Source organism: Methyloglobulus sp., assembly GCF_046714055.1.
Lineage (GTDB): Bacteria > Pseudomonadota > Gammaproteobacteria > Methylococcales > Methylomonadaceae > Methyloglobulus.
Genome location: NZ_JBKKBJ010000270.1, coordinates 1 through 10617, shown reverse-complemented (window position 1 = coordinate 10617; position 10617 = coordinate 1). Strand labels below are relative to the sequence as shown.

The following is a 10617-nucleotide window of genomic DNA, read 5'->3' as shown; positions in this document are numbered from 1 at the left end:
CCATCGCCTACCCCACGGATGTCAGGAAGCTAAGGAAGGGGCAGTTAAGGGCCTTGGCGAAGGAACTGCGGGAATTCCTGACCCAATCGGTGAGCATCTCCGGGGGGCATTTCTCGGCGGGGTTGGGCACCGTCGAACTCACCGTTGCCCTGCACTACGTCTTTGACACCCCCCGCGACCAGCTGGTCTGGGATGTCGGCCACCAGGCCTACCCCCACAAGATCCTCACCGGGCGCAAAGGGCGCATGACCAGCATCCGCACCCAGGGCGGCGTCTGCGCCTTCCCCAGCCGAGCCGAGAGCGAATACGACGCCTTCGGGGTCGGCCATTCCAGCACCTCCATCAGCGCCGCCTTGGGCATGGCCATCGCCGCCGGGCTCAAGGGCGAAGACAGGCACATGGTCGCCATCATCGGCGACGGCAGCATCACCGGCGGCATGGCCTATGAGGCCATGAACCATGCCGGGGCAATAGATGCCAACCTTTTGGTTATCCTCAACGACAACGACATGTCCATCTCGCCCAACGTCGGCGCCATGAACAACTACCTCACCAAGATCCTGTCCAGCAAGCTCTACTCCTCCGTCCGCGAAGAAAGCAAAAAAGCCCTCAGCAAAATGCCCAGCGTCTGGGAACTCGCCCGTAGGACCGAAGAGCACATGAAAGGCATGATCGTCCCCGGCACCCTGTTCGAAGAACTCGGCTTCAACTACATCGGCCCCATCGACGGCCACGACGTCGACATGCTCGTGTCCACCCTGGAGAACCTCAAGCACATCGCCGGCCCCAGGTTCCTGCACATCGTCACCAAAAAAGGCAAAGGCTACCCTCCCGCCGAAAAAGACCCCTTGGCCTACCACGGCGTCCCCGCCTTCGACCCAACCCAAGAATCCTTGCCAAAATCCAAGCCCTCGCCGCACCCGACCTACACCGAAGTCTTCGGCGACTGGCTGTGCGACATGGCCGAACAGGACGGGCGGCTGCTCGGCATCACCCCCGCCATGCGCGAAGGCTCCGGCCTCGTCAAATTCTCCGAGCAATACCCCAAACGCTACTTCGATGTCGCCATCGCCGAACAGCACGCCGTCACCCTGGCCGCAGGCCAGGCCTGCCAAGGCGCAAAGCCCGTCGTCGCCATCTACTCCACCTTCCTGCAACGCGCCTACGACCAGCTCATCCACGACGTTGCCATCCAGGGCCTCGATGTCCTGTTCGCGTTAGACCGTGCCGGCCTGGTCGGCCCCGACGGCCCCACCCATGCCGGCAGCTTCGACCACAGCTACCTGCGCTGTGTCCCCAATATGCTCGTCATGGCGCCCGCCGACGAAAACGAATGCCGGCAGATGCTCACCACCGGCTTCCTGCACGAAGGCCCCGCCTCCGTTCGCTACCCGCGCGGCAAAGGTCCTGGCGTAACCGTCGAAAAGACCCTGGAAACCTTGCCCATCGGCAAGGCCGAAACCAGGCTCAAAGGCGAACGCATCGCCATCCTCGCCTGGGGCAGCATGGTCGCCCCCGCCGAAGCAGCAGGCAAACAGCTCAATGCCACCGTCGCCAACATGCGCTTTGTCAAGCCCATTGACGAAGGACTCATACTACAACTGGCAAAAGAACACGACATCATCGTCACAATAGAAGAGAACGTCATCTCGGGCGGCGCCGGCAGCGCCGTCAACACCTTCCTGCACAGCCGGAAGACACTGAGGCACACCCTCAACATCGGCCTGCCCGATGCCTTTATCGAACAGGGCACAAGGGAGGAGTTGCTTTCCCTCTGCGGCCTTGATGGCCAGGGGATATTGAGGCAAATTCGGGAGTTTGTGGAAAGCTAATACTTATGATTGAAATCATAACGTTACCCGTGCTGGTTGACAATTATATTTACCTTATTCATGAGCCTGTTTCGCGTGAAACGGCGGTAATCGACCCTGCGCTTGCCCAACCCGTTTTAGATGCCCTAAAGGAAAAAGGCTGGCAGCTCACTTATATTCTTAACACCCATCATCACTCAGATCATGTAGGCGGCAATCTCCATCTCAAACAAAAAACCGGCTGTAAAATTATTGCGGCGCAAGCTGATTGGGACAGGATTCCCGGAATTGATGTAGGTGTCCATGAAGGTGATGTCGTGCCATTAGGGCAGCATAAAGCCAGTATTATTGCCACGCCCGGCCATACCCGGGCGCACATCGTTTACCATTTTGCTGAAGACAATACCCTGTTTTGCGGCGATACCTTATTCGTGATGGGTTGTGGCCGTTTGTTTGAAGGCACTGCCGAGCAAATGTGGCACTCCTTGCAAAAATTAAAAGCGTTGCCGACCTCAACCTTGGTGTACTGCACTCATGAATACACCCAGACCAATGGCCAGTTTGCATTGACGGTAGAACCCGGTAACCTACGTTTGCAACAGCGGATGGTTGAAGTAAACCGTCTTCGTAGTAACAACCAGCCGACGGTTCCCACAACCATAGCTGAGGAACTGGCAAGCAATCCTTTTTTCAGGGAAGACAGCGTGGAATTGCAAAAGGCCGTTGCCATGACCAACAGCAGGCCTGTGGATATTTTTGCCAAGGTCAGGCGATTGAAAGACAGTTTTTCCTAAGAACGTGTTTTAAAAGCTGCTACGCGGCTCGATTGCTGCCCCTTCGACAGGGGCTCAGGACAGGGCTGCGCGGTGCTCGAAATCCTCATGTACACCACGTATACTCCGGTTTCTGCGCTCCGTGCGCCTTGCACTCGAACCGCTCGCGACGCTTTTAAAACACGTCCTGACACAATACAAAAGCGTTTTATCTGTTGGCAATTAAACTGTACTTCCCTAATCAAATAGATCATGACTGTCCAACGCTTTCATTTTTTCATCACCCCCAAAACCATGGCGATATGCGCCAACTCAGCGACCGTTGACACATTCAGTTTATTTCTGATTTGTGTGCCGTAATTGGCAACAGTCTTATAGCCAAGACATAGTTCATCGGCCACTTTATGGACTGTCAGGCCTTTTGCCAGTAGCAGGAACACGTCGAATTCCCTGGCGGAAAGGGAATCAATCAGGGTTCGATAACTAGCCGCGTTATTTTGCGCGGGCCTGTTTTTCATCAGCCCCCGCTCAATATAGATATCGCCGTCAGCGATTCTCTGTATGGCCGCCACCAATATGCCGGGAGCGCTATTCTTGGTGATATAGCCCTTCGCCCCTGCATTCATGGCGCGATTGACATAGACCATTTCATCATGGACGCTAAAAACCAGTATTTTGGCATCACTGTCGCGGCTGCAAATACGCCGTATGCTTTCCAGTCCGCCTATGCCCGGCATCGATAAATCCAGTACCATGACATTCGGCTGCTTTTCCAGATATAACTGACAGGCTTGCTCACCCCGTTCGGCTTCGGCTATGACATCGATGTGCCCTGCCACCGACAACAGCAGTCGAAATCCTGCCCGCACGACAGCGTGATCGTCAACCAATATCACTTTGATCCGCTCTTTCATGTCAGTGGAATACTGGCAATGATATTCATCCCTTGCTGGGGCTGGGTTTGAATGGTAAATTCACCGCCCAGGCTGGTAATTCTTTCCCGCATACCCAATAAGCCGAAACCCGATTTTATCATTTCTGGCGACCCTCCTTTCCCATCATCCTTGACTTCCAGCCTTAGCAGCTTTCTGGCTCCGAACTCATGCCCGATTTCCAAATCAATAGTAACCTTGTTTGCCTGGGCATGACGCACAATATTGGTCAAGCATTCCTGCACAACCCTGAATACCTGAATAGTGATTTTTTGCTCCAGATGATCGACCTCATCAGAGCAGGCCATGGCTAGCGATAACTCAGGATGTCTTGCCGACCAGTGATCCAATAAATCTTCCAGGGTCGCTTTCAGGCCCAGTTCGGTTAAAATTAGCGGGTGCAGTTGATGCATCATCGAACGCACCACCGTCATCAAGTGGTCACAAATGCTGATAATGGACTCGGTGGATTTACTGACGTTTGCTTTTTCATGGGCCGCCGTGACAGCCATGACTTTGATGGCGGTCAACGATTGTCCCAGCTCGTCATGCAGTTCCTGCGCTAGCCGCTGCCTTTCGTCTTCCTGTATTGCCAGTGAATGCTGGGTCAATGACCTATTCTGCTGTTTGGCTTCGTTCAATACACCAGTCATATGATTGATGGCCCTGGCGATGCTGTCGTATTCCTGGGTGGAGAATTTCGGCAGTTTTTGCTGGTATTGCCCGGTTTCGATGACTTTTAGCGCATCGACAATAACGGCGATGGCCTTTATCGCCTTGTTAAAGACCATGTGGACGGCCAAAAAAGTAAACAGCGTCAGGAAAAAAATGGAACTAAAAAAAGCCATGCTTTCTTGCCAGACTTCCGTTATTTCATCCAGCGGATCGGCCATAATAAGCAGCGTGATATGTTCGCCACTGGGGCTGGTAATTTGGTGCTCGGCCTTGGGATACTGGGCGCCAACCAAGTCAATAAACCATTGCGGTGGCCTATTGCCTGCATCGGTTGCGAGCTTGTCGTGGGTAATGTTGATTATTTGCCCAGAAGGCTTTTTAAGCTGAATACTCAGGTGCCGAGTTTCCTTGAGTGAATTCAACCTGGCGAGCCAGTCGGTTTCCGTAGGGGTCGTCTGCGATGCCCGTGACAAGCTGAAGGTAATCAGCTGTAGGGCCAGGTTAATGGAAGAATCGATTTCCTTTTCGACGGCATGGCGTGCCTGCCAGATCGCTATCGACCCACCCAATATTAAAATGCACAAGGAAGAAAATAAAATCCTGATGTTTAGCTGATAGCGCAGGCTCATTGTTCGCAGGTGATTATGATTCCAGTAAGCCGAACATTATTCACCGATGGCTGTTTATTCGCCATAGGAAAATATCTTTTTTTGGCTGTGATCTTGGCAGACAAGCTGGTTGAAGGCAAACCAGTCGCTTCAATCAGTGACGAAACGGTTAGGCAAACCTCAAAAAAACGCGCATAAGCCGTGACTAAAGAAATGTTGGCATATTCCAGCCAAAGCGAATGCCGATTTTGTGTGCGCCATGGAAGATGTCCTGGAAAGTCTGCCAGCGGATTCTCGAAAAGGCAGCAAGCTGGATGTCAAAGATCATGTGACCGAATGTAAAAAGCCTAAAGGAAACCAGTGTGGGTGACGGCTCGGGATTATGCCGATTTATTGGAGGTTAGCATGATCCAGATATTCACCCTCAATCTCCGGTGTTTTCAATGCTTCACCACTGATGAGTTTGATGGTGCGGCCCCCCTTGTCCTCTTCGCCAAGGTGCTTGAAGGCACTAAACAACAGGCCGACAAGCCTGGGATTCCTCGTAAGTAAAATGAGGCCAATCAGGCTGCTACCAGTTCCAAACCATGAGTGATAAATCTCCTTGTATAGCCCATACTAACCAACATTATGAGTTACAGAAAGCGGTTTTATCCCTCACTGTCATACGTCTTTGGCAAGGCTAGACAAAACTGAGTTATGAGAACAATAATTGCTATGTGCCAACCAAATTAGCCTTATGCAAAGCAGCCATTGGAAATTATTGAATGGGTTCTTTCTGACAGCCCATGTCCGCCATCAGCGGACCTTCGCGTATGCAATTGCATCAATCATGTCGAATGACACCTCACACCGATCAGTCAAAGCGGACCTAACATCGATCGAACCCCGTTCCGCTTGAAGTTGACAACGTACTGTTATCAATTGTCAAAATAACCAGTCATTTCTTATCTGGGGCGTGTTTCAAACGACGAATTAGCATACGACGCGTAAAGGATTTATTTCGGTTAACAGATACTTCCCATTGGTCGCCAGAGCTTTGGGCAAAATTCAGTTCTGAACACTCTGTCAAAGTCGGTACTTGTTGCAATGCTTTGACAATATTCTCATAGGGTGCATTATCTTTAAGTTTGTTATCCCATTTATTTATCCACGTCCATTGCAAGCATTCGGTCACGGCCGTCCTGCCTTCACCGCGTATGCCTTTTAGCTCGTCATCAGGCTCCGGCCATTCAGGCTTTTTTCCCACGTGTAGGAAGTGGTAAGGTGTACCCTTTTTTTCTTTCAGTTCTTCTCGTTTTTCATCGGGGATAGTGAACCATCCCGGTTTCCCCAGAATTGTCATGCCCTTGCCTCCTGTTTGCTTGATGATTTCAACGATGCGATCCCAGGGAACATCATTAATTTTATAAAAATCTTTTCCAACTTGATCCAAAAACCGTCCTACCCTTGAAAGCAAATCCGGCGGGTAGATGCCCAGCCGTTCGTCGAACCGCCCTTGCCGCACTGCCGCCTCGTCAAGTTCGCCGATGAGATTGGTGACAAGTACATAGGCGACTGAACGTTTTTCAGCCTGTGTATGCAAATCCTTCAATTTGGGCAGCATTCCTGGGGTAAGGAATGAGAAAACGCTAAGCGGATTGTTATTGCCCGAATCGCGCCGTTTCAGCACCGGATCAAATTCATCGAACAAGATCACCACACGGGTCAGCATCGACAGCGCTTCGAAAACCGCACGCGCCCGTTGTTCGATATTTTCTTCACCGTGCTTGACAAGATCGCTGGGGGTGACTTCAACCAACGTTACCTCGCAAGTCACGGCCAAGGCCTCGACGAGAGTCGTCTTACCGGTGCCGGCCGGGCCGTGCAGGACAAGAGAGCATAGCGGGTCGTATTCATTTGGCAACGAAAGCTTCGACACGTGGGCGCGCATCTGTTGTAAGACAATGGCTACGGATTCTTTACGGAGGCAACCTTTTTCCGACCAGTCTTTTTTCTCTATATTATCGGGTTTGCTATTTGGTTCTGCTTCAGGAGCATTGAGTAAGCCATAATCCGGGTAGAACAACGAGTCGAGCGTCAGATTAGCATCTAACCATTTGTTTTTTTTCTTAACCGTAAAGTGTTCGAGAATTATATGGTTGATGCGTGCGTCGAGCATTTCATTGATTTCGGCCAGTGCCATGACAGAGCTGGCGGTCGTCTCTAGGTCTGTTTTTAGTGGATGTTTGGAAAATTCCCAAGACCAACCCTTCTTATTCGGCGAAGTCAGATTTTTTAATTCCTCCTCATCAATTTTTCGTAAATCTCCAGAAAATACTTTTTGCAAACACAGTCTATTTAGTAAGCGAGAATATTTTTCGCCTTTTTCCACCTTTTCTTTGTTCAGAAAAGCCTTCGTCGCACTGATCTCATCCCTCAAAGGTGAGTCTTCTTCAAATGGATCCAATTTGTTAAGCTCTGCTACCAATTCAACAGCTATTACATTAGATAACGCCTTAGGTAAGTTGTTGCCATTAGCTAGTGCAAGCGATTTTTGCGTGTTTTCAGGTAGTTTACTTCTAATGTATTCAGCCTTCGGATCATCAATCACGCCAAGCTTTTTAATCAGCTCAGGCGTGATATCTATTATACTGAAAGATCCAAAATCCCGAGGTGAACTAGCTCTTGTATCTTCAAAAAAGAGCAACATTTTTCCAGCCATAGCGGTAATCAGCTCATGCTCAACTTCGCTATCGCGGGCATAGCACAACAACTGAGCCACAGCCTGCAGACTAACCGCATTTCCCGTCATATACCGACCACCATCTGGCCGTTCGTGAAAATGACGTGGGTTGGCAAACCGCCCACGACTCGAAACCATTTTCGAAATGTCGTTCACTGCTCGGCCAAAACGGGTATCCTTTTCCCATTCTTCGGTCAACTTTCCATAGGAGGCTACAGCACAGGCTAACTCACATGGCTGGCAATCCCAATTTTCGCCCAAGGAAATCAGTGCCAGTTCATGATCGAGTACGGAAGATAGATAATTTCTGACTGGGTGTAGCAACTTATGTACTTCGCGTGCTGCATCGTCGAGCTGTCCCTTAACCTTTTCATATTTGTTATTTCCCCCTGTATTAAAGAGTGCTAAATTCTCATTTAGCCGATCTAATGCATCTTTCACCGCCTTCCTTGCAATAAAATGAGCAGACTCAGATCTTTCTTTTTGTTCGTTTTCCCAGTAGATGTCAATTTCTAATAGCGCACTTGAAAACTCATTGTTATTTTCAAATTTATTTATTTTGTCGATAATATTTTCGAGATAATCCGATGGATTATCTATAACTGGAAGGTCTAGATCAATAACTAGGTTGCGAGAGAGATGTCTCAGTTTTAGAAAACAGGAAAGGGTCAAGCTTTTTTTTTCCGTTTCTATCCATGCTTTCAAAGGCTTGGAATCCGGTATAGTAGTATTCGGAAAATAAAAGTCGTTAAGCTCGTTAAGCTGTTCTGTTCGCGTTACGTACCTACCTAATTCCGCAAAAAATTCGCCGGTATCACGCATTGCCTTGGCGAAACTCGACAGGGCACACACGCATTCGCTGGTGGTGAACGCGGTCACCAAACCGCCCGGCGTGGCGCGTGCGCCACCGATACTCCAGTCACTACTGTCTGCCGTGTAAAGCTCGCGGATGATCCAGTAATAACAAAGCATCGCCGTTTTTGAAAAAGCGCCACCTGGCTGAGCGACCAAGGCTCGTAGCACACCCGCTGCAACCAGCACCGACAACTGATTTTCTGCAAGTTCCTTTAATCTAAAGTCCTTCTGCAATTGATTTATTAAGCTCGTGATGAGCTTAAGTCGCTTTTTTTCATCCTCCTTGCCCAATGGTTGATCGTGACGTGTAAGAAGAGCTCTTATGACAAGAGAGCTTTCGCCCCACCAATCCCCGAAAGCAGGCAAAGGATCATCAACCTTTGGTGGGCATATGGATTTGATCAAGGCATCCACTCCCTCATCCCTAAGTTCCGCACTTCTCCGCCGCGCCTCGTCCAGCATGCGAAGCGTTGGGATATGGTCTTCCAGGTCGTGCTCGTGAGTGGTGACGTTAGTCATAGCAGCCTCCTTTATTAAGCTACATTTGGACGGGTTATGTTTTCTGCCCGAAGGGTTTTGTACATTTACATCTTGAAGTTATAAGCCCAAATCCTCGTTATTTTTCTATTCATCATTTAATCAATATATTACGCCATTTTTTATGTTTTATGTTGGCAAAAATGCTTCTAGGTTGAATAGTCATACTTTTGTAATCTATGACCTCTTCACGCACTATTGATCCGGCCTTTTAAAGATTGAAATCAATTTATCTGTATCTATTGCTACACATGGTTTTAATTCAGAAAGCATTCAAACTTCAAGAGGCCGAACCTATAAGCTGCTCAACTTTATAATTATCTGAGCGTCAGGAATGGGTCGAATATCGCCCACAAGAATTTTTTAGGCGCAACGACTGCTTTGGTGATTTTGTTTATCTCTGTTAGAGAGATTCAATTTGAAAACGGTGAATCAGGAGCCTCATTCTTTTTTTGAGGCTAGGTTCTCAGTCGATGAACGGATTTTCAATGGTCAGCCCCTCGATTTTCTGGCCGTGTTGCAAGTCTTCAGTATACAAACGGGTGCAATCGGACTCCAGGGCTGCGGCAACAATCAGGGAGTCATAAAAACTAAAACCAAAGCGCGATTGGAGATCTAGGCCGCGCCGATATAGCGCCAGACTTGGCAACGTTTGCCAAGGTCTTGCCCAAAGCGCGGCACGCCATCGGCAAAGCCCATACGGTGGCAATTGGGCGTGACGACAGCAACACCCGACATCATCTTGGCCGGATGACACGACGCACCAAAGTGGTCGCCCATTGCGAAGACCTGTTCAATGCAACCATCAAGCTTTGGTTTTACCTAACGCAACCCCATGTATTCCTGGCTTATCAAGAAAAAACATTATCTATCTTTAGGTAAATACTCTCCCGTATTGCTTTTTTGCAGCTTAGGTTCTCCGTTTGTGTCATAATTTAACAAATCGCCGTCCAACGACAGTTTTTTCTTCAGCAGTTTCGCCAGCAAAATTTGCAATGCCGCATTGCGGCTAGCGTAGCGGCCTGCGTTAAAATCGGCAAAACGGTGTATTTTTTGCGAATAGCCGGAATCATAGCTCAACAATTGCATTGCACCATAGTACAAACCGCCCTTCCGGGTGTACATCAGGTCACGTAATTCCCAAAATTCCTTCAAGGTCAGATTTTTATGGCGACGTGACTGTTCATTGTTAATTGCAAAGCGCACCGCCACCTGCACGGAGCTAACGGTGTCGATGTTGTTGTGCTGTTCAATAAATCCGCTAAAAATATCGATAACCGCTGGATTAATCAGCCCTTGCACTAAGAGCATATCCATAAATAATATTCCCCTGACCTTTCCGTTTTATTTTCCGTAACACGATGGCCGAAGCGGCCAGCATAAGCCAGCCAAGATGGCTCCGATCCATTTTTTCATGGCGCACCAAGAGTTTCCTGGACCGGTTGAACCAGGAGTGGCAAACCTCAACCACCCAGCGCCTTGCCTTAAAACCAGGGTTCTTGTCCATTCCTGCAAGCTCTTCGCCGCGCAGCCTGACGTGCGGGGCATCGCCCCTTTCCTCGGCCTCGCGCCTAGCCGGTCCGCCCGACGGCAATGCCGTCCAGGGTGGCGGCGAGCGGCTTGGCATCATGGGTGTTTGCGCCGCCGGGCACCATCGACAAGGGCACACCCCGTCCGTCAACCAACAGGCCCCTGTTGCTG

Annotated in this window: 11 protein-coding genes; 4 read left to right on the top strand and 7 right to left on the bottom strand. The window is 49.7% G+C overall.

Annotated features, from left to right (window positions below; genetic code table 11):
• Positions 1-2: 2 nt before the first annotated feature.
• Together dxs and gloB are read left to right on the top strand one after the other, a co-directional pair.
• Positions 3-1832: a 1-deoxy-D-xylulose-5-phosphate synthase gene (gene dxs, locus ACLQ6D_RS16140; RefSeq protein ID WP_411728335.1), complete on the top strand. Its 1830-nt coding sequence runs from the start codon at positions 3-5 to the stop codon at positions 1830-1832.
• Positions 1833-1837: 5 nt separating this feature from the next.
• Positions 1838-2605: a hydroxyacylglutathione hydrolase gene (gloB, locus tag ACLQ6D_RS16135; RefSeq protein WP_411728334.1), complete on the top strand. Its 768-nt coding sequence runs from the start codon at positions 1838-1840 to the stop codon at positions 2603-2605.
• Positions 2606-2853: 248 nt separating this feature from the next.
• Here gloB and ACLQ6D_RS16130 read toward each other — a convergent pair whose 3' ends face one another.
• Together ACLQ6D_RS16130 and ACLQ6D_RS16125 are read right to left on the bottom strand one after the other, a co-directional pair.
• Positions 2854-3498 (bottom strand): response regulator, encoded by a 645-nt coding sequence (locus tag ACLQ6D_RS16130; protein ID WP_411728333.1) that lies wholly within the window; start codon positions 3496-3498, stop codon positions 2854-2856.
• Positions 3495-4820: an ATP-binding protein gene (locus tag ACLQ6D_RS16125; RefSeq protein WP_411728332.1), complete on the bottom strand. Its 1326-nt coding sequence runs from the start codon at positions 4818-4820 to the stop codon at positions 3495-3497. The genes ACLQ6D_RS16130 and ACLQ6D_RS16125 overlap by 4 nt, the downstream gene beginning before the upstream one ends.
• Positions 4821-4835: 15 nt before the next feature.
• On the opposite strand from ACLQ6D_RS16125, the gene ACLQ6D_RS16120 reads away from it, so the two are divergent.
• Entirely contained in the window at positions 4836-4997 is a 162-nt protein-coding gene (locus tag ACLQ6D_RS16120; RefSeq protein WP_411728331.1) for a hypothetical protein, read from the top strand.
• A gap of 192 nt (positions 4998-5189) precedes the next feature.
• Here ACLQ6D_RS16120 and ACLQ6D_RS16115 read toward each other — a convergent pair whose 3' ends face one another.
• From ACLQ6D_RS16115 to ACLQ6D_RS16105, 3 genes are all read right to left on the bottom strand, one after another.
• Entirely contained in the window at positions 5190-5318 is a 129-nt protein-coding gene (locus ACLQ6D_RS16115; RefSeq protein ID WP_411728330.1) for a DUF4172 domain-containing protein, read from the bottom strand.
• Between the two features lie 421 nt (positions 5319-5739).
• Positions 5740-8898: an AAA family ATPase gene (locus ACLQ6D_RS16110; RefSeq protein WP_411728329.1), complete on the bottom strand. Its 3159-nt coding sequence runs from the start codon at positions 8896-8898 to the stop codon at positions 5740-5742.
• Between the two features lie 484 nt (positions 8899-9382).
• Entirely contained in the window at positions 9383-9565 is a 183-nt protein-coding gene (locus ACLQ6D_RS16105; RefSeq protein ID WP_411728328.1) for a PIN domain-containing protein, read from the bottom strand.
• Between ACLQ6D_RS16105 and ACLQ6D_RS16100 the strand changes: the two genes are divergently transcribed.
• A complete protein-coding gene (locus ACLQ6D_RS16100) occupies positions 9559-9798 on the top strand; it encodes a hypothetical protein (protein WP_411728327.1) in 240 nt (79 codons plus the stop codon). The genes ACLQ6D_RS16105 and ACLQ6D_RS16100 overlap by 7 nt on opposite strands.
• On the opposite strand, the gene ACLQ6D_RS16095 is transcribed toward ACLQ6D_RS16100, so the two are convergent.
• Both ACLQ6D_RS16095 and ACLQ6D_RS16090 read right to left on the bottom strand, forming a co-directional pair.
• On the bottom strand, positions 9781-10233 hold the full coding sequence (locus ACLQ6D_RS16095; RefSeq protein ID WP_411728326.1) for a DUF1615 family protein: 453 nt from the start codon (positions 10231-10233) through the stop codon (positions 9781-9783). The two genes, ACLQ6D_RS16100 and ACLQ6D_RS16095, sit on opposite strands and share 18 nt — an antisense overlap.
• A partial coding sequence (locus ACLQ6D_RS16090; RefSeq protein WP_411728325.1) for a transposase occupies positions 10202-10617 on the bottom strand: 416 nt, incomplete at its 5' end. The genes ACLQ6D_RS16090 and ACLQ6D_RS16095, both read right to left, overlap by 32 nt.